Origin of the sequence: Mesorhizobium sp. NBSH29, from assembly GCF_015500055.1 — a bacterium.
Taxonomy (GTDB): Bacteria; Pseudomonadota; Alphaproteobacteria; order Rhizobiales; family Rhizobiaceae; genus Neomesorhizobium.
The window spans coordinates 752666-770511 of the sequence record NZ_CP045492.1; the positions used below are offsets into that span (position 1 = coordinate 752666).

The window sequence follows — 17846 nt, forward strand, 5'->3', positions numbered from 1 at the left end:
GTCACCGCGACTGTGTATAGGCACGCCGACTTTCAGAATTCCGGCCCGTATCTTATGCCCCTTCACATGGGAATATGGGGCTTTTCGACCGACAAGCGAGTAATTTCAATGGCTGTTCCAAAACGTAAAACGTCGCCGTCGAAGCGCGGCATGCGCCGCTCCGCCGACGCGCTGAAGGCCCCGACCTATGTCGAGGACAAGAATTCAGGCGAGCTGCGCCGTCCCCACCATGTCGATCTCAAGACCGGCATGTATCGCGGACGTCAGGTGCTTGACCCCAAGAGCTGAACTTCGCAATAGCGTAGGCTTCACATGAAGACCGGCTCTTGCCGGTCTTTTTTGTTTGCGCACGCGCTAAAGCAGCGTTCGAAGGCGCCTTGACGCCGACGTTCTCCTGCTTCCAATATGTTCCTGGACAGGTCAAAGCCCCGAACCGGAGAAGCGCAATGCTCACAAGCGTGCCGCTGCTGATCATTCCCTTTATTCTCTATAATCTCGGGCTGGCCGGCGCTTTCGGTGAAACCGCCACGCGCGACCTATGGTCGAGCGAGTTGTTTTTCGTGACCATGATGTCGGGCGGGGTGTTCTCCCTGACCCTGGGCGATCTCCTCGTCATGACTGGCCTGCTTGTTCTGTTCGTCGAGATCGTCAAATCCACCCGCACGTCCAACGCCTCGGTAGTCGATCATTTGCTATCGACGTTTGTATTCGTGGCATTTCTGGTCGAGTTCCTGCTGGTCAGCGGCGCGGCAACATCGGTGTTCTTCACGCTGATGATGATCGCGCTGATTGACGTTCTCGCTGGATTCTCGGTTTCCCTGCGCGCCGCCGGCCGCGACGTAAACTTCAGCTGAATTCAGCCGCCGTCAGCCTGGAATCCTGCTGCTTCGATGCCGGCAATGGCCGCCGCCTCGTCATTGTCGGACGTATCTCCCGAGATGCCCACAGCACCGATGATCAAACCGGCGCCGTCACGGATGAGCACCCCGCCAACGACAGCGACTATTCTGCCGCCTGAAACATCCGCCACTCCGGAAATCAGGTGCGGCCGTTCTTTTGCCATGGCTTCCAGCTTGCGCGAGCCCATGCCGAGCGAAAGAGCACCATAGGCTTTACCCGCCGACATTTGCGCCCTGAGAAAAGACGCGCCATCCTGTCGTTGATAAGCAACCAGGTGCCCGCCGGCATCGAGCACGGAAACTCCAAGCGGCTTCAATCCCATTTCGCTCGCCTTCGCGAATGCAGTCGCAATAATCTTGCTGGCGTTTGCCAGGGTCATGGGATCAGAAATTATCAATTCTCCAAATCTCGACGACAGACAGCCGGAGGCGCATTCGCGGTGGCAAGTGGGTTCTTAACGAGAAGGTTCTATCCGAGAGACTCGATCTTGCGCTGCATGGCAGCGATCTGTTCCTTCAACTCCTGAAGGTCGTCCGGCTTGTCACCAGGGTCTCGGGTGACTGTTTCAGGATCTGGCGCTGGCGCTGCGGCGACGCCTCCTGGCGGGAACGGCATGAACATGCGCATGGCGTTCTGGAACATTTCGACGTTACGGCGCGTCTGCTCTTCCAGTGCCTTGATCGGTGGCGCTATCTTCATCACCTCTATGGGGGATTTGCCGATGGCAGATTTCATCTGATCGCGAAACCGCTCCTGTTCCTTGGCAAAGGCAACCATGGACTGCTCAAGAAAGCTCGGCACTACTGTTTGCATCTGGTCGCCGTAAAATGAAATCAGCTGCCGTAAGAACGGAATCGGCAGCATGTTCTGTCCATCTTTGTTTTCCAGCTCGAAAATGATCTGCGTCAGCACCGGATGCGTGATGTCGTCTCCGGATTTGGCATCCTGCACGGTAAATTCCTCACCGCGCTTAACCATCTCGGCTAGGTCCTCAAGGGTCACATAGGTCGAGGTGCCAGTGTTATAGAGCCGCCGGTTCGCATATTTCTTGATGACTATCGGATCGCCTTTAGCAGCCATCGGATCTCTCCCCAATCAGTGCGCCCAACCGGATGGATCCCGGCATCGGTCATTACCCGGAAAGGATATGCGCAAATCCACCGGATTTGAAAGCGCTTTGTGCACTGCGGGATTGAAGGCGCCCCATTCCTGGGCGGAATATGCTGCACAGCAAAATTGTCCGACGCTGCAGCATGCCTGCACCACGCCTATTTCCGGTTTGACTTGGCCCCGATAACCAGCAAGAAAAAAGCAGAGAGCTCACCGCACCTCGCCGAACATCTGGAGACGTCTTATGCCTGCTTCCGAATCGATCGTCATCGCAAGCGCCGCGCGCACACCAGTAGGTTCCTTCAACGGGTCCTTTGCTGCGACGCCTGCACACGAGCTCGGGGCTCTCGTGATCAAGGAAGCGCTGAGCCGCGCCGGAGTGGACGCAGCAGAGGTTGATGAGGTCATCCTCGGCCAGGTGTTGACCGCAGGTCAGGGCCAAAATCCGGCACGACAGGCTGCTATCTTGGCAGGAGTACCGAAAGAGGCTTCAGCCTGGATCCTCAACCAGGTCTGCGGATCGGGCCTGCGCACCATCGCCATCGGCATGCAGCAGATCGCCTCCGGCGACGCGAAGATCATTATCGCCGGCGGGCAGGAATCCATGTCGCTGTCGCCACACTGCGCGCATTTGCGTAGCGGCGTGAAAATGGGCGACTTTGCGATGATCGACACGATGATCCGCGACGGGCTGTGGGATGCCTTCAATGGCTATCACATGGGCAATACGGCAGAGAATGTAGCGCGCCAGTTTCAGATTACCCGGGAAATGCAAGACGAGTTCGCCCTCGCCTCTCAAAATAAGGCGGAGGCCGCCCAGACAGCCGGAAAATTCAAGGACGAGATCGTTCCGGTGACAATCAAGGGTCGCAAAGGCGACACGATCATCGACCAGGACGAATATATTCGTCTTGGCGCAACCATCGACGCCATGCAGCGGCTACGCCCGGCCTTCGAGAAGGATGGCACGGTGACTGCGGCAAACGCATCCGGCATCAATGATGGCGCCGGCGCAGTACTTTTGATGAGCGAGGCTGAAGCAACCCGGCGCGGCCTGACGCCGCTCGCACGAATTGTCTCCTGGGCGACTGCTGGAGTTGATCCGGCAGTGATGGGCACCGGGCCAATCCCTGCATCGCGCAAGGCATTGGAAAAGGCCGGCTGGACTGCCGCTGATCTGGACCTGGTCGAAGCCAATGAGGCCTTCGCAGCACAGGCCTGCGCGGTGAACAAGGACATGGGCTGGAACCCCGAAATCGTCAACGTAAACGGCGGCGCCATTGCCATCGGCCACCCAATCGGCGCATCGGGCACACGCATCTTCAACACGCTTGTCTATGAAATGCGTCGGCGCGATGCAAAAAAGGGCTTGGCAACACTGTGTATTGGCGGCGGAATGGGTGTGGCCATGTGCGTGGAAGCAATGAACTGACAACCACGGGAACGGATATCGACGGATAGAAGAGTTAACAACGCCTCGCCGTTGATATCGCTGATGCAAATGGGAGGAATGGATGAGCAGAACCGCCATCGTCACTGGGGGCACGCGGGGCATAGGCGCAGCGATCGCTGTCGCACTTAAGCAAGCGGGCTGCAATGTGGCAGCAAATTATGCCGGCAATGATGAGGCTGCCGAACGCTTCAACGCCGAAACCGGCATTCCCGTTTATAGATGGTCCGTCGCCGACTACGACGCCTGTGTGGATGGCCTCGGCAAGGTCGAGGCCAATCTTGGCCCGATCGATATCCTTGTGAATAATGCAGGTATCACGCGTGACGCTCCCTTTCACAAGATGACGCGCGAACAGTGGCAGGAGGTCATGGATACCAACCTGAACGGCGTTTTCAACATGACGCATCCATTGTGGCAGGGAATGCGCGAACGCAAGTTCGGTCGCGTCGTTAACATCTCGTCGATCAACGGGCAAAAGGGCCAGTTTGCCCAAGCCAACTATTCAGCTGCAAAAGCGGGCGATCTGGGTTTCACCAAAAGCCTGGCACAGGAAGGCGCGCGGGCCGGCATAACGGTCAACGCAATTTGCCCCGGCTACATCGCAACCGATATGGTCATGGCCGTTCCTGAAAAGATCCGCGAGCAGATCATTGCGCAAATCCCTGTCGGAAGGTTGGGTGAAGCTGCCGAAATAGCCCGCTGCGTGGTCTTCTTGGCATCTGACGATGCAGGCTTCATCACCGGATCGACACTCACCGCAAATGGTGGGCAGTTTGTAGTCTGAGCAGGTGTTATCTCGCCAAAAAAACGGCGCCGCAAGGCGCCGTTTTTTCTTGATAGAGCATTGATCAGGCCGTCGGCTCGTCGCCCATAAGCGTCTTGTGGGCAAAGCCGGCTAGGATCGCCCCAACAATGGGCGCCAGCCAGAACAGCCATAATTGCTGCAGCGCTATTCCGCCGACAAAGAGCGCAGGCCCGGTAGAGCGGGCAGGATTGACGGACGTGTTGGTAACCGGGATCGAGATCAGGTGGATCAGCGTCAACGCCAGCCCTATGGCAATCGGCGCGAAGCCGGCCGGCACGCGGCCTGACGTAGCGCCCAGAATGATCATCAGGAACATGAAGGTCAGCATGACCTCAGTCACCAGCGCTGCCTGCATCGAATATTTCCCAGGCGACGCATCGCCATAGCCGTTGGTAGCAAAGCCGCCAATGGACGTGAAATCGGCTTTCCCGGACACGACGCTATAAAGCACCGCCGAAGCAAGGATAGCACCAATCACCTGCGCCATGACATAGGGAATGATGTCCTTTGCGGGAAACCGCCCCGCCGCCAGTAGGCCAATCGAAACGGCCGGATTGAAATGCCCCCCGGAGATTCCACCTACCGCATAGGCCATCGTTAAAACAGTCAAGCCGAAGGCGAACGCAACGCCGAGCAGCCCGATTCCCACTTCCGGAAATGTCGCAGCCAGCACCGCGCTGCCGCATCCCCCGAACACCAGCCAGAATGTACCAAGAAACTCTGCAATCAAACGTTTGGTCATGATTTTCCCTCCTCATACAATGTGCGGTTGTGCGCACGGACCTTGCGTAAACACAATTGTACCCGTCGTGCGTTCAGGCCAATCAGCGCGCAAACCACAGCTTTTTTTCCTTCGCGTCCTTCGACGCGCAACTTCGGCATGTCCCGCAACAGGACAGAAAGGTTATTACGGGGAAAAATACTGATCAGTTGAAGGCACACATTCATGGACGTTAGGGAACGCCCGATGCCGTGACGCTATATGTAGGGGTGAACACAACAAGAATCTTTCGAAAAATCTGATTCGTAGCTGCTTCGTTCCGTGTTTGGCTTGAGTGTTAACGCAAACTGGTTTGTTCGGGGCCGGCCGCTCCCAGTGCCTAAGGAATTTGTTAACACTATCGAGGAGTTAAGGAGATTTTATCCATGACCAAGACGCTAGTTATGGTGAACTCCAACCCGCGTTAACCAATTGCAGGAAATTTGCCGAAAACGGGGAAATCAACGATTCAGCATCTGGTGTCAGGCTTCATCAGTTTCGCTAGATGTCGCCGTGAACAAAACCTGAATAGGGCTGAGTCAGTGATTCGTCGCTGATTCGTTCCAGACTCGTTCCAAACGTTAACTGGCAGCCATTTTGCGCTTTCGCTCTGCTTTTTTTTTCCTATATGTGTCGCGGTGGCGTTTGCCCTACGGTGCCGCCGTTTTCGTCCGCTCCTAACGGACCCAAACAGGAAAGCGATCCATCTCTGCGATGAATATGCTGCCGAAACAGAGCGGTCCTGGCGCGGTATCCGGCCGCGATGTAACCGCCGTGCTTGGTCCGACCAACACCGGCAAGACGCATCTTGCCATCGAGCGGATGGTCGCCCATGGCAGCGGTCTGATCGGTTTGCCGCTCCGCCTGCTAGCACGCGAGGTCTATAGCCGGGTTGTCGAAAAGGTCGGCCATGCCAACGTCGCGCTGATCACCGGCGAAGAGAAGATCCATCCGCCCGGCGCCCGCTTCTCGGTCTGCACCGTGGAGGCGCTGCCACGTGAAACCAAGGCTGCCTTTGTTGCCATTGACGAGGTGCAACTGGCAGGAGACTTGGAGCGCGGACACATTTTCACAGACCGCATACTTACACTCCGAGGTCGCGAGGAAACGCTGCTGCTTGGCGCCGCCACCATGCGCGGCATTCTGGAACGGCTTTTGCCGGGCATTTCGGTAGTGACCCGCCCGCGCCTTTCGCACCTTGCATATGAGGGGCAAAAGAAGCTCACGCGGCTGCCGCGCCGCTCTGCCATCGTCGCCTTTTCGGCCGATGAGGTCTATTCGATCGCGGAGCTGATCCGCCGCCAGCGCGGAGGTGCAGCAGTGGTGCTGGGAGCGCTCAGCCCCCGGACCCGCAATGCGCAGGTTGAGCTCTACCAGAACGGCGATGTCGAATATCTTGTCGCAACCGATGCAATAGGCATGGGGCTCAACCTCGATGTCGACCACGTAGCCTTTGCTCAGAACCGTAAATTCGACGGCTTTCAATATCGCGACCTCACCGCTGCCGAACTCGGCCAGGTTGCAGGGCGGGCCGGCCGGCATCTGCGTGACGGTACATTCGGCGTGACCGGCCAGGTCGATCCGCTAGACGATGAACTGGTGCGCCGGATCGAGGCGCATGAATTCAATCCTGTTAAAATATTGCAGTGGCGAACCGCCGCATTCGATTTCACCGATATCGATGCTTTGAAGCGCTCCATCGAAACACCGGCGCCTACCGACGGCCTCACCCGCGCATTGCCGGCAGTTGACGCGCAGGCTCTGGAGCAGTTGTCGCGTGATCCGGACATTCGGCGGCTTTCGACGAGCCGCGAGCGAGTCGCGCTTTTGTGGGAAGCGTGCGCGTTACCGGATTATCGACGCATTGCCCCGGCTCAACACTCGGATTTGATCGCATCCATGTATCTCGACCTCGCCGAGCGCGGCCATGTCGATGAGAATTATATGGCCGAGCAAGTCAGGCGCGCCGATTCTGCCGATGGCGATATCGATACACTGTCGCATCGCATTGCGCAGATCCGCACCTGGACCTATGTCTCCAACCGTCCTGGATGGCTTGCCGATCCCACACACTGGCAGGAAAAAACGCGCGAGATTGAAGACAGATTGTCGGATGCCCTGCATGACCGGTTGACGAAACGCTTCGTAGACCGCAGGACTTCCGTGCTTATGAGACGCCTGAGAGAAAATAGCATGCTTGAAGCCGAAATCAGCCCAACCGGAGCGGTTCTTGTCGAAGGCCATCCGGTAGGCGAGTTGCAGGGGTTTCGCTTCACCGCGGACCAAACCGCCGAAGGCGAAGACGCCAAAGCCATAAAATCCGCCGCCCAAAAGGCGCTTGCGCTGGAATATGATGCGCGTGCCGAGAGGTTTTCCACGTCCGGCAACAGCGATATCGCGCTCGGCTCGGACGGCGTGCTTCGCTGGATCGGCGCTCCCATCGCAACGCTGACCTCAGACGAAGACGCGTTGAAACCGCGCGTCATTCTTTTGGCCGACGAACAATTAACCGGACAATCGCGCGACAAAGTCGCCGTACGGGCGGAACGCTTTGTAGGATTTCAGATCGAAAGCCTTCTCAAGCCGCTGGTCGACCTGCGTGATGCCGAGCAGCTGGCGGGCACCGCCCGTGGCATTGCCTTTCGACTTGTCGAGAATTTCGGCCTAATCAACCGACGCGACATTGCAGACGAGGTAAAAGCGCTCGACCAAGATGCGCGTGGCGCGCTTCGGCGTCTCGGCGTCCGTTTTGGTGCATATCACATTTTTGTCCCTGCGCTTTTGAAGCCGGGGCCGGCAGGTTTGGTAACTCTGCTCTGGGCACTGAAGCATGACGGCAAGGACAAAGCCGGCTTCGGCGATGTTGTTCATTCGCTCGCCGCAGGTAGGACTTCGGTGGTTATAGACGCGACCTACGACCCGACTTTCTACCGCCTCGCAGGCTTCCGCAATCTTGGCCGCCGCGCTGTTCGCGTCGACATTCTCGAGCGGCTGGCCGATCTCATCCGCCCGGCGCTGGCCTGGCGTCAGGGAACCGGGCCTCGCCCGGATGGAGCTTTTGACGGCAATACATTTCTAGTGACCCCCGCAATGATGTCCATCCTCGGCGCCACTGCCGATGATGTTGAGGAGATATTGAAGGGCCTAGGCTACCGATCTGAGCCGAAGGAAGCCGGCTCCGTCAAGCAAAAGCTGGCAGAGCTCGACGAATCGGTTCGGCAGGCCGCTGCCGCAGCAGAAGTCAAAAAGGCCGCTGCGCAAGCTGAAGATGTCCAGGCAAAAGCAGCGGCGGAAGTCGAGACCGTTGAACTCCCGGTCTCCCCAGAAGCTGCAGAGCTAGCCGAGCCTGGCGCAGAAACAGACGCAACAGGCGATGCATTGACCGAGCCGGGCAGCACCGTACCCCATCTCGCCGCAGGAGTGGATGCCGAGCCCGCTAATCTGCAACTCGCCGAAGAAGAAGCCACAGTAGGCGATTCCAGTCTGGCCGCTGGAGCGGTAGCGCCTGTGGCTTCTGAGGAACCGTCGACGATTGAGGTTCAAATCAGCGAGCTTTCGCCTGCAGTTCCGGGCCACACAGACGCTTCGATCATGGCGAGCGAGGTGGGTGCGTCCTCCCCCGAAACACCACCGGTTGAGGAAGCCAAGCCAATTCTGGTATGGCGTCAGGCCCGCTTCGAGGATCGCACCGGGCAAAGACGCGGCAATCAGCGGTCGAACGCCCGCAAACCGAACCCTGCACCGGCACCGAAGGGCGAAGCAGCAGGAGACGCTCATGTCGGCAAACCTCGACGCGAAGGTGGGCGTGAACGCTTTGATCGGAAATTCCAGGGAAAAAAACCAGGTCCACCGGTAAATCACAAGCCCAAACCTGAGTTCCAGCCGCGCCCGCGTGAAGAGCGGCCCGTTCGAATCGACCCGGATTCACCCTTTGCCAAGCTCGCGGCGCTGCGGGATCAGTTAAAGAAGTAGCCAGGTTTGCTGCCTATGACCGCTGTTGGCCGCCAACGTCTCGACAAATGGCTGTTCTTTGCGAGGGTGGTGAAGTCGCGTTCGCTGAGCGCCAAACTGGCGCAAGCCGGTCGCATCCGGATTAATCAAGTCAAGACGGACAACGCCGCCCACGCCGTAAAGCCAGGCGATGTGCTAACCATTACGCTTGATCGGCAACTGCTGGTCTATCAGATTGTCGACTGTGGCAGTCGCCGCGGCCCTGCGGAAGAAGCGCGGCGCCTCTATGACGACATTTCGCCCAAACCGCTTCCGCGCGAGGCGATTTCGGCAACCGGCGCTTTGCCCGAGCGCGAAGCTGGGTCGGGCCGTCCCACCAAGAAGGAGCGGCGGGCGACCGATCGCTTGCGAGATCCCGGCTAGCATCGTACGGGCGCGGGCGCGCCGCTGGTCACCTCGCCCCCATGAAAAACTGTTCCGTTTCCATGGCCTGTAGCAGGCAACCGTACCCTTGCCAGAGCTCGGCAAAGCAGCTACCTCACCGGGCGGGAGCACTAAATCCGAAGGCGGCCAGGAGCCTTATATGACATATGTCGTGACCGACAACTGCATCAAGTGCAAGTACATGGACTGCATCGAGGTCTGTCCGGTCGATTGCTTCTATGAGGGCGAGAACATGCTCGTCATCCATCCCGACGAATGCATCGATTGTGGCGTCTGCGAACCCGAATGCCCGGCTGACGCGATCAAGCCGGATACCGAATCGGGTTTGGACAAATGGCTTCAGGTCAACACCGAATACGCCAGCAAATGGCCCAACATTACGGCAAAGAAAGACGCTCCCGGCGATGCCAAGGAGTTTGACGGCGTAGAGGACAAGTTCGAAAAATATTTCTCGCCCGAACCTGGCGAAGGTGACTGATCAGTCTCCTTTGTCTCGATTGTCAAAAGCCTGCAACCGGACGCCCGTTTGGCAGGCATTGACGGTTTCCGTACGTTAGCGCTTGCAGCAAATAGTTGATTCTGGCGTGTTTTTGTGCTAGACCACGAAAACATGCCGGTGACACAACGTCGATAAATGGCGCAGAAGCGTTAATCATTGCAAGGTGAGGGTCAATCTTCGGACCAGGGTAACTTGGGCCAGGACTAGCATGTCTACGTCCTCAGCCGCTCGTTCCAATGTTCCGGACAGTCTCTCGTGTGCCCAGGCAGCATCCATGGCCGAGAAACTTCGGCCGAGCGGGTTTCGGCGGATATTCGCTGGTGCCAAAACAGGAGTTCAGGGCGTATGGCAATACAACAGCAAAAGAAAGCGTCTGCGACGCGTCACGGTTTCAAGACCGGTGAGTTTATTGTCTACCCTGCCCACGGCGTAGGCCAAATCACGTCGATCGACGAGCAGGAAGTTGCAGGCCACAAGCTTGAACTGTTTGTTATTGATTTCCAGAAGGACAAAATGCGCCTTAAAGTTCCCGTCGCCAAAGCGGCCTCTATTGGGATGCGCAAGCTGTCCGAAACTGACTATGTTGAACGCGCCCTCAAGGTCCTGCAGGGCCGTGCCCGTGTGAAGCGCACCATGTGGTCGCGTCGCGCCCAGGAATATGATGCAAAAATCAATTCGGGTGAGTTGATCTCGATCGCCGAGGTTGTTCGTGACCTGTACCGTGCCGAGAACCAGCCAGAGCAGTCTTACTCCGAGAGGCAGCTCTATGAGGCGGCACTTGATCGGATGGCCCGTGAAATTGCTGCGGTCAACAAGATGTCGGATACAGAAGCGGTTCGTATTATTGAAGTAAACCTCAACAAGGGGCCTAAGCGCGGCGCCAAGGCCGACAATGAAGAAACCGAGCAGGAAGAGGCCGCATAGCCTCCTTTACAATGACTTCGGAAAACCCGGCATGCTCATCTGAGCCGCCGGGTTTTTTTTGGCCCGGCTGGCTCGTCATAAGCCGCGTCGAATGGAACAAACGGCTCCATCGCACGTTGCGCAAATGTCCTGGCCGTTACTAAAAAACGGCACGTCCTGAGATAGCGCTCCTTCCCTGACGGGCAAGGTCGACATCAAAATGGAGCCGGAGTGCCAGGCAACATGGAGCCTGGCATGGAAGAAGCCGCACGCAGATCCCTTATCCGAACCGCGATGAAGGCTCCGTACCTCTCACGCGAGGACGAGCACGATTTGGCAGTCCGATGGAAGGAATGCGGAGACCAGCAAGCCATGCATGCGATAACAACAGCGCATATGCGACTTGTAATCTCGATGGCCTCCAAATTTCGATACTTCGGGCTCTCCCCCAACGACCTCATCCAAGAAGGCCATGTGGGCCTGCTTGAGGCAGCGGCACGATTTGAACCGGAACGAGATATCCGCTTTTCAACCTATGCTACATGGTGGATACGCGCTTCGATGCAGGACTACATCCTGCGCAATTGGTCCATCGTGCGCGGCGGCACCAGCTCGGCGCAAAAGGCTCTTTTCTTTAATCTCAGACGTTTGCGGGCAAAGTTGTCACAAGGTTCGGATCCGCTACCTGGCGGAGCCATATATCGTGAGATATCGACCGCCCTGGGCGTCTCGGAAGCTGATGTGGCGATGATGGATTCCCGTCTTTCAGGTCCCGACACCTCCCTCAACGCTCCCTTGGTAGACGAAAACGGTTCGGCAGACCGAATGGACTTTCTGGTCGCTGACGATCCATTGCCGGACGCCATGGTCGAAGACACCATCGACATCGAGCGCAGAAACCTTTGGCTCCGTGGCGCGCTTGAGGTCCTCAACGCCCGTGAACTCAAAATCATCAACGAACGGCGCTTGCAGGACGATGGCGCGACGTTGGAGGCTTTGGGCGCTAAACTGGGCATCTCCAAGGAGAGGGTGCGCCAAATTGAAACTCGTGCGATCGAAAAGCTCCGCTCGGCCTTGATGAAGGTGGATCCATCGTTCGCACAGGCGGCCTGACACAGCCATCGGCTAGCGATCAGAGATAATCTTCACCTTGTCGCCGGCAGAAACACCGCCACCGGGTGGTAGGGCATTAAGCACACCAAAAAGTTCAAGCTTTCGGTCAACGCCTATCATCTGCGCTGATAGCGATCCCACGGTCTGGCCGGGCTTGACGGTCACAACCCGGATTCGCAACGGTCGAAGCGCCTCTTTCTCCGCAGCAGTCAGTGATTTGAAGCTAGCACTAACCGACTGTGCGATGCTCTCTAGCGTCGTGCTCGCAATAGGTGCAGCGGTGAGCAGCCTGTAAACGCGATCGCCAGACCGAACCACAGTGATGGCAAATTTCCAGCCATCCGCGCTTGCGCGCGCGGTTGCCGCTTCGTTGCCATTGATCGTCGTCGCCTGCACCGAACCAGCATCGAGGCCCGTGACCCATCCGCTGCGTAGATAGTCTGCCAGCGTGATATTGGTGTCGACTGACACGCCATCAAATCGAACTGCTGTGTCTCCAGGCCCGGTCGCAGTCACTTCGGCAGCGGTATTGTCGATCATGAAACCGGCTGGCACCGCAAATGCTACGCCAAGGCCCGGGTGCTGGAAGGTATTCCCACGAATATATCCCTCTTCAGGTGAATCACCGAAAAGGAGCCCATCGATGCCGGCCAGATAGGAGTCGCGATCCACAGTTCCACTGTCAGGCGTACCGAAACCGCGAGCCTGACGCTGGGCCAGATCGATGCGTTGCGGCGCATTCGGGTGACTGGCCAAAAAATCGAGGCTCGCATCCTGAGCCCCGGTGACCGAGCGGAAATTGCTGTAAGAAGCCATTGACTGCAGAAACCGGCTCGCCGCAAAAGGATCATAGCCCGCTTTCGCGGTGGCACGGATGCCAATGGAATCGGCTTCCAGCTCTTGGTTCCGTGAGAACTGCGCGAGCCTGAGCTTGCCCTTGATCAGGGCAACTTTGGTGAGCGAACTTTCGCCAAGAACGTCGGAAACGACTTTGCTGGCGAGAACTTCCTCAGCTTCCTTCTGCTGGCGCTGAATACCGTGACTGGCTGTAACGTGGCCCATCTCATGGGCGATCACAGCAGCAAGCTCTGCAGAATCATTGGCAAGGGCCAAAAGTCCGCGCGTCACATAGAGATAACCTCCCGGCAGCGCGAAAGCGTTGACGTTTGGGGAGTTCAAGATAGTGATGCGATAGCTTTGCGGCGATGGATTGTCAGCGTCGAAGGTAAGAGTGCCGACGACCTTGGCAACCATGCGCTCAAGCTTGGGGTCAGGATATTCGCCACCATAGGTTGCCAGAATGCGCGGGTGCTGCGCCTTGGCGAGCACTGCCATCTTGTCATTTTTGGCAACTGAATCGACGGTGACTGGATTGTTGGATGGTTGGAATGCCTGTTCATTGATCGGCCCGACGGTCTGGCATCCAGCCAGCAGCGCGAGCGCGCAACACAACATCCATCTGCCCCGCCGCGCAGGTGATGAAACAATCCGCAAATTGGAAGCGGCAAGGTAAGGCGGCAGAATACTATCCTCTCGGTGTACGGTGTCATCGCATGTACGGCGCGATTCATCGCTGCAAACTCTTACCATGAACTTGCCGCTGGGTCCGGTGTGGCGACAAATTATGTCTGCTTGCGGGCAATTCGCATCAATTGCTGCTATCCGGCAACAGTTCCGATATAGCGCCGGAACGCTTCCGGCCCATGATTGCTGAAAAGTTCAGACGCTTGGCCAACTGCAGAGATGTGGCCGTCCTCCAGGAAAATCATGTTTTTAGCGATCCGCCGGGCATCTTCCGGCTGATGAGTGACGAAAAGCACCGTCATCGAATGTTGGCGGCAAAGTTTTTCTACCAGCCCCAGCATGTCCAGCCGCAGCGCCGGGCCAAGCGAAGCGAACGGTTCGTCGAGCAACAGAACCGGACGTTCGCGTACCAGCACGCGCGCCAAAGCCACGCGCTGGCGTTCGCCGCCCGAAAGTTCGCGCGGCAGGCGATGTTCCTTGCCGCCAAGCCCGGTATGTTCCAATGCGTTCGCGATGGCGACGCGGTCATCGGCTGCCAAGCGGAGAGCGGGGGAGCGTCCCAGTCCGACATTAGCGATGACATCGAGATGGGCAAAAAGGTTGTTTTCCTGAAATACCATGGAGACTGGGCGATCTGCAGGGGGTAGCCCTGTCACGTCAACTCCGCCGATCAAGACGCGACCTCGCGAAGGCACCTCAAACCCGGCGATAAGATTGAGAAGCGTCGACTTGCCCGAGCCGCTGGGGCCCATAATCGCGGTGACAGCGCCGGCCTCTACCTCCGCGTCGAACATCATCGCAGTCTCGCCATAGCTGAAGACAATTTTGTCCAGCAGCACTGCTGCACTTTCCGGCATTAAAGGATCAGACATTGTGGCGTTTTCCAAGTCGCTCGACGAGAATCATCAACGCGAGACACAGCAGCCCAAGCAGCAATGCCAGGCCAGCGGCATCTTCGGTGCGGTAGCTGCCCATCCGCGAATACAGAAGGTAAGGCAATGTCTGCACCGCATCACTTCCAAAAAGCGCGATGACGCCGAGATCGCCAAGCGAAAGCGCCATGGCAAAGGCAAGTCCGGTAAAGATGGGTGCCCGCAACGCTGGCCAGTCAATCAAGCGAAACCGCGTCAGGCCGGCAATGCCTAGCGATACGCACAGCTTTTCATGACGTGTACTCGCCGCGTCATAGGCCGGCCCAATTGCGCGTACGGCAAAGGGCATCGCCATCACCGCATTGACCGCTATGACCATGATCGGCGCAACGGCAAAAACGTCCACTGTGTTGCGCAGCAAAATGAACCACCCCGCACCAATGACAATCGGGGGAACGACCAGGACAAAGCCCGGGCCCATCTCGGTCAGTAGTTCCATGAACCGGCGTCGGCGAGTTCGCCGTGATCTAAACATTTGTTGCGTTGCAATGAGAGCCAGCGACAGAAGTACCGACAGCACGGCCGACAGCAAAGCAAGAATAAGGCTGGTCACGATCGCACGCTGCACAATCCGCTCACCGGCAAGCCTTGCCAGATCAGCATCAACACCGGCAACCAGAGTTGCCAGCAATGGTCCTGCGATAAAGAGCAATGACGTACCTATCATCGCGCCGTTGAAAAATGTTTCGGAGGGTCCGGCATCGCGAACCCTGGCCGACGCAACCGAAAGGTTGGCATCTCCGGTCGTGGTGGCCCCTAGTCTGGCAAGCGCGGCAACAACGATTGCCGTCAGCAAGATTTGCAAAACCGTCAGCGCCACCGCGCGGGCGGGATCAAAGTCAAACCGCAACGCCTGATAGATTGCCACTTCAAGCGTTGTCGCGCGCGGTCCACCACCCAGCGTCAACACGATGGTGAAGGATGTGATGCACAGCATAAACACCAGGCCGGCAATGCCCGGCATGGCCGCACGCAATACAGGCCACTCTATCAACCTGAAAGCGGGGCCGGCCCGCATGCCCAACTGGCTCGCCAGTCGCCATTGGTCTGCAGGCACGGTGTCCAGCGCCTGCAGGAAAAGCCGAGTTGCCAAAGGCAGGTTGAAAAAAACATGGGCGACGAGAATGCCAGAAAGCCCGTAAATACCAGGCCATGTCTCCCCGGACGCCCGCGAAAGTACATCGGCCAGATAACCCGCTCGTCCATAAAGTGTCAGTACGCCCAGCGCTACCACGATGGCTGGCAAACCCAGTGGAACCGCAAACAATCTCAATATCAGCCCGCGACCGGGAAAAGCCGGGTGTCGCGACAACGCGCGCGCGACGATGATGGCGGGGCCGACCGAAAGCACCGTCGAAAGCAGGCCCTGCAACAGAGTGAACCTGACAACCCGCAACATATAGGGATCGAAAGCGCCTAGCGCGCCCGACCAGTCTCGCACGGCTTCCACCAGCAAGCCGACGAAAGCTCCAGCCAGAAGCGCGCCAATAGCCGCCAACGCTACCATTCCGGCAGCGATTCTCCGGAGAGGCAGCACTGGCAGGCGCTTGGTTACTTGCTCATTGCCGACAGCCATTCATCGATCCAGGCTTTGCGGTTTTCGGCCACTTCTTCGGCGCCGATGATAAGCGTCTTTGCCGGTTTGACCAATTTGTCAAAGGCAGGGTTCAAAGCTTTTGACGTAGCGGATGCCGGGAACATCCAGTTGGTTTCCGGCAAAACGTCCTGAAATGCCGGCGTCAGCATGAATGCCATAAATTTTTGTGCCAGCGGGTTCTTGGCGCCGGTTGTTGTAATCGCCGCCACTTCCACCTGCAGATACTGGCCATCACTGAAGGCCGCTGCCTGATACCGCTCAGAACTTTCGGCCACCATGTGGTACGCCGGCGAAGTCGTATAGGAGAGAACCATCGGGGCCTCACCCTTGGTGAACAGACCATAGGCCTCGCTCCAACCTGGCGTCACCGTCAACACGCGGTCTTTGAGCTTCTCCCAAGCTTGCGGCGCCTGCTCACCATAAACAGCCTTGACCCAAAGCAGCAGCCCAAGACCGGGAGTCGACGTGCGCGGATCCTGAATAACGATCTTCTGGTTGGCGTCGCCCTCCACCAATTCCTTCAGGCTTGCCGGCGGCGCTTTCACCTTTTCAGTGTCGTAAACGACCGCAAAGTAGCCGTAGTCATAGGGGAGGAACATTGCATCGTTCCAGCCATTCGGCACCGTAAGCGCCTCAACAGAGACGCCGTGCGGCACAAATAGATCGGTGTTTTTTGCTTCAGCCGTGAGATTGGTATCAAGACCAAGAACGATGTCGGCCTTGGTCGAAGCCCCTTCAAGCCTGACGCGATTGAGAAGCGCAACGCCATCTGCGACCGAGACAAATTCGACGTCACAGCCGCATTCTGCTTCAAACGCTTTTTCGACCTGGGGCCCAGGACCCCATTCAGCGGTAAAACTTTCATAGGTGTAGACAGTCAGCTTTTCCTGCGCCACCGCAGCAGACGAAAGCAGGGTCGGACCGGCCACCAGCATCAATGAGAAAAACCCGCGCATCCACGTCTCCTTTTAAAAGTTGCAAGGAATTGAGGCGCTGGGCAAAGCGTCTAATCCCTCCGCCGGTACAAACCGGATCAGGTTCAGCGGGTTGGCGCGGGTTTCCCCTTTGCCTCTCAGCCTGTCACCTTGCAGCGACCGGCACCCCGTTAGAGCGTTTTGACACATAGGGCGCCGAGATCGGCTCCGCAAGCGATTGTTGATGCTCTGCGCCTTCCGCTTTCGAGGTCCGGCGTGATAGAGCGCTCGCTATGAGCCTTTTCACTCTCCTGTTTGGCGGCGATCTTGTTCGCACGCCCCGGCTGGATGCACAGCTTGCCGGCAGCCGCGTCATCGCTGCCGACTCCGGTATCCGCCATGCCGCGGAACTCGGGATAACGCCCGAGCTTTGGGTGGGTGATTTCGACTCGACTACCAAGGAGTTGGCGCAGAAATTTGAAGCCGTGCCACGGGAAGTGTTTCCCGCTGAGAAGGACCAGACCGATGGCGAACTCGCCGTCGACACAGCGCTCCGGCTGGGCGCAACCTCGCTTGTTATAGCTGGCGCTTTCGGCGGTCCACGCATTGATCACACCTTCCTCCATCTGGCTATCGGAATGCGCCTGGCGGAAGCCGGCACGCCCATTGTGCTGACCAGCGGTGCGCAAGAAGGCATTCCTTTACTAACTGGCAATGCGACGTTTGATTATGCCCCAGGAACAATGTTTTCAATTATCGGCTTCAGCGCCCTCAGCGGGTTGACGCTCACCGGCGTGAAATGGCCGCTCGATGAGGTAAAGGTGCCTTTCGGTTCCTCGCTCACTCTTTCCAACGAAGTGTCCAGCAAGCTCAGCGCCGAGCTTGGCTCAGGTCGCGCAATGCTAATCGCCCATCCTTTCCCCGGTACGGAATTTTAAGAC

At 57.8% G+C, this 17846-nt stretch carries 17 protein-coding genes and 1 riboswitch; of the genes, 10 read left to right on the forward strand and 7 right to left on the reverse strand.

Going from position 1 to position 17846, the window contains the following annotated elements:
• Window positions 1-108 precede the first annotated feature (108 nt).
• Both rpmF and GA830_RS03665 read left to right on the forward strand, forming a co-directional pair.
• Window positions 109-288 carry a 50S ribosomal protein L32 gene (gene rpmF / locus GA830_RS03660; protein WP_195163755.1) on the forward strand — a complete coding sequence of 60 codons (180 nt, stop codon included), beginning with the start codon at window positions 109-111 and terminating at the stop codon, window positions 286-288.
• 158 nt (window positions 289-446) lie between these two features.
• Complete coding sequence (locus tag GA830_RS03665) at window positions 447-854, forward strand: hypothetical protein (protein ID WP_195163756.1); 408 nt, start codon at window positions 447-449, stop codon at window positions 852-854.
• Between the two features lie 2 nt (window positions 855-856).
• Here GA830_RS03665 and GA830_RS03670 read toward each other — a convergent pair whose 3' ends face one another.
• Window positions 857-1279, reverse strand: a complete 423-nt coding sequence (locus GA830_RS03670) for a GlcG/HbpS family heme-binding protein (RefSeq protein ID WP_195163757.1) — start codon at window positions 1277-1279, stop codon at window positions 857-859.
• An 89-nt stretch (window positions 1280-1368) separates the two neighbouring features.
• Window positions 1369-1980, reverse strand: coding sequence for a polyhydroxyalkanoate synthesis repressor PhaR (gene phaR / locus GA830_RS03675; RefSeq protein WP_195163758.1), 612 nt, complete (start codon window positions 1978-1980; stop codon window positions 1369-1371).
• Window positions 1981-2254: 274 nt separating this feature from the next.
• On the opposite strand from phaR, the gene GA830_RS03680 reads away from it, so the two are divergent.
• Together GA830_RS03680 and phbB are read left to right on the forward strand one after the other, a co-directional pair.
• Window positions 2255-3442, forward strand: coding sequence for an acetyl-CoA C-acetyltransferase (locus GA830_RS03680; protein WP_195163759.1), 1188 nt, complete (start codon window positions 2255-2257; stop codon window positions 3440-3442).
• Window positions 3443-3524: 82 nt separating this feature from the next.
• Window positions 3525-4247: an acetoacetyl-CoA reductase gene (gene phbB / locus GA830_RS03685; RefSeq protein ID WP_195163760.1), complete on the forward strand. Its 723-nt coding sequence runs from the start codon at window positions 3525-3527 to the stop codon at window positions 4245-4247.
• 64 nt (window positions 4248-4311) lie between these two features.
• Here phbB and aqpZ read toward each other — a convergent pair whose 3' ends face one another.
• The gene (aqpZ, locus tag GA830_RS03690) at window positions 4312-5010 is read right to left on the reverse strand and encodes an aquaporin Z (protein ID WP_195163761.1); all 699 of its coding nucleotides are present in this window, start codon (window positions 5008-5010) and stop codon (window positions 4312-4314) included.
• A 732-nt stretch (window positions 5011-5742) separates the two neighbouring features.
• Here aqpZ and GA830_RS03695 point away from each other — a divergent pair.
• The 5 genes from GA830_RS03695 (at window position 5743) to GA830_RS03715 (ending at window position 11938) form a co-directional block, all read left to right on the forward strand.
• Window positions 5743-9000, forward strand: coding sequence for a helicase-related protein (locus GA830_RS03695; protein ID WP_195163762.1), 3258 nt, complete (start codon window positions 5743-5745; stop codon window positions 8998-9000).
• Window positions 9001-9015: 15 nt separating this feature from the next.
• The gene (locus GA830_RS03700) at window positions 9016-9402 is read left to right on the forward strand and encodes an RNA-binding S4 domain-containing protein (RefSeq protein WP_195163763.1); all 387 of its coding nucleotides are present in this window, start codon (window positions 9016-9018) and stop codon (window positions 9400-9402) included.
• A gap of 160 nt (window positions 9403-9562) precedes the next feature.
• Window positions 9563-9901: a ferredoxin FdxA gene (gene fdxA / locus GA830_RS03705; protein ID WP_195163764.1), complete on the forward strand. Its 339-nt coding sequence runs from the start codon at window positions 9563-9565 to the stop codon at window positions 9899-9901.
• 366 nt (window positions 9902-10267) lie between these two features.
• Window positions 10268-10846, forward strand: a complete 579-nt coding sequence (locus GA830_RS03710; protein WP_195163765.1) for a CarD family transcriptional regulator — start codon at window positions 10268-10270, stop codon at window positions 10844-10846.
• Between the two features lie 234 nt (window positions 10847-11080).
• Window positions 11081-11938: an RNA polymerase factor sigma-32 gene (locus GA830_RS03715; RefSeq protein WP_195163766.1), complete on the forward strand. Its 858-nt coding sequence runs from the start codon at window positions 11081-11083 to the stop codon at window positions 11936-11938.
• Window positions 11939-11950: 12 nt separating this feature from the next.
• Here GA830_RS03715 and GA830_RS03720 read toward each other — a convergent pair whose 3' ends face one another.
• The 4 genes from GA830_RS03720 to thiB all read right to left on the reverse strand — a co-directional run bounded on the left by GA830_RS03720 (window position 11951) and on the right by thiB (window position 16947).
• On the reverse strand, window positions 11951-13393 hold the full coding sequence (locus tag GA830_RS03720; protein ID WP_195163767.1) for a M48 family metalloprotease: 1443 nt from the start codon (window positions 13391-13393) through the stop codon (window positions 11951-11953).
• A gap of 203 nt (window positions 13394-13596) precedes the next feature.
• Entirely contained in the window at window positions 13597-14334 is a 738-nt protein-coding gene (gene thiQ, locus GA830_RS03725; RefSeq protein WP_258045550.1) for a thiamine ABC transporter ATP-binding protein, read from the reverse strand.
• Window positions 14327-15970 (reverse strand): thiamine/thiamine pyrophosphate ABC transporter permease, encoded by a 1644-nt coding sequence (gene thiP, locus GA830_RS03730; RefSeq protein ID WP_195163768.1) that lies wholly within the window; start codon window positions 15968-15970, stop codon window positions 14327-14329. Before thiP ends, thiQ begins: the two co-directional genes overlap by 8 nt.
• Window positions 15946-16947 carry a thiamine ABC transporter substrate binding subunit gene (gene thiB, locus GA830_RS03735; RefSeq protein ID WP_195163769.1) on the reverse strand — a complete coding sequence of 334 codons (1002 nt, stop codon included), beginning with the start codon at window positions 16945-16947 and terminating at the stop codon, window positions 15946-15948. Before thiB ends, thiP begins: the two co-directional genes overlap by 25 nt.
• A 37-nt stretch (window positions 16948-16984) precedes the next feature.
• Window positions 16985-17106, reverse strand: a riboswitch (TPP riboswitch).
• A gap of 92 nt (window positions 17107-17198) precedes the next feature.
• Here thiB and GA830_RS03740 point away from each other — a divergent pair.
• Window positions 17199-17843: a thiamine diphosphokinase gene (locus tag GA830_RS03740; RefSeq protein ID WP_195163770.1), complete on the forward strand. Its 645-nt coding sequence runs from the start codon at window positions 17199-17201 to the stop codon at window positions 17841-17843.
• Window positions 17844-17846 lie beyond the last annotated feature (3 nt).

What these genes read in the sequence shown, in the direction of transcription:
- rpmF (WP_195163755.1), top strand. Translation starts at nt 109, where the DNA reads ATGGCTGTTCCAAAACGTAAAACGTCGCCGTCGAAGCGCGGCATGCGC.
- GA830_RS03665 (WP_195163756.1), top strand. Translation starts at nt 447, where the DNA reads ATGCTCACAAGCGTGCCGCTGCTGATCATTCCCTTTATTCTCTATAAT.
- GA830_RS03670 (WP_195163757.1), bottom strand. Translation starts at nt 1,279, where the DNA reads ATGACCCTGGCAAACGCCAGCAAGATTATTGCGACTGCATTCGCGAAG.
- phaR (WP_195163758.1), bottom strand. Translation starts at nt 1,980, where the DNA reads ATGGCTGCTAAAGGCGATCCGATAGTCATCAAGAAATATGCGAACCGG.
- GA830_RS03680 (WP_195163759.1), top strand. Translation starts at nt 2,255, where the DNA reads ATGCCTGCTTCCGAATCGATCGTCATCGCAAGCGCCGCGCGCACACCA.
- phbB (WP_195163760.1), top strand. Translation starts at nt 3,525, where the DNA reads ATGAGCAGAACCGCCATCGTCACTGGGGGCACGCGGGGCATAGGCGCA.
- aqpZ (WP_195163761.1), bottom strand. Translation starts at nt 5,010, where the DNA reads ATGACCAAACGTTTGATTGCAGAGTTTCTTGGTACATTCTGGCTGGTG.
- GA830_RS03695 (WP_195163762.1), top strand. Translation starts at nt 5,743, where the DNA reads ATGAATATGCTGCCGAAACAGAGCGGTCCTGGCGCGGTATCCGGCCGC.
- GA830_RS03700 (WP_195163763.1), top strand. Translation starts at nt 9,016, where the DNA reads ATGACCGCTGTTGGCCGCCAACGTCTCGACAAATGGCTGTTCTTTGCG.
- fdxA (WP_195163764.1), top strand. Translation starts at nt 9,563, where the DNA reads ATGACATATGTCGTGACCGACAACTGCATCAAGTGCAAGTACATGGAC.
- GA830_RS03710 (WP_195163765.1), top strand. Translation starts at nt 10,268, where the DNA reads ATGGCAATACAACAGCAAAAGAAAGCGTCTGCGACGCGTCACGGTTTC.
- GA830_RS03715 (WP_195163766.1), top strand. Translation starts at nt 11,081, where the DNA reads ATGGAAGAAGCCGCACGCAGATCCCTTATCCGAACCGCGATGAAGGCT.
- GA830_RS03720 (WP_195163767.1), bottom strand. Translation starts at nt 13,393, where the DNA reads ATGTTGTGTTGCGCGCTCGCGCTGCTGGCTGGATGCCAGACCGTCGGG.
- thiQ (WP_258045550.1), bottom strand. Translation starts at nt 14,334, where the DNA reads ATGTCTGATCCTTTAATGCCGGAAAGTGCAGCAGTGCTGCTGGACAAA.
- thiP (WP_195163768.1), bottom strand. Translation starts at nt 15,970, where the DNA reads ATGGCTGTCGGCAATGAGCAAGTAACCAAGCGCCTGCCAGTGCTGCCT.
- thiB (WP_195163769.1), bottom strand. Translation starts at nt 16,947, where the DNA reads ATGCGCGGGTTTTTCTCATTGATGCTGGTGGCCGGTCCGACCCTGCTT.
- GA830_RS03740 (WP_195163770.1), top strand. Translation starts at nt 17,199, where the DNA reads ATGAGCCTTTTCACTCTCCTGTTTGGCGGCGATCTTGTTCGCACGCCC.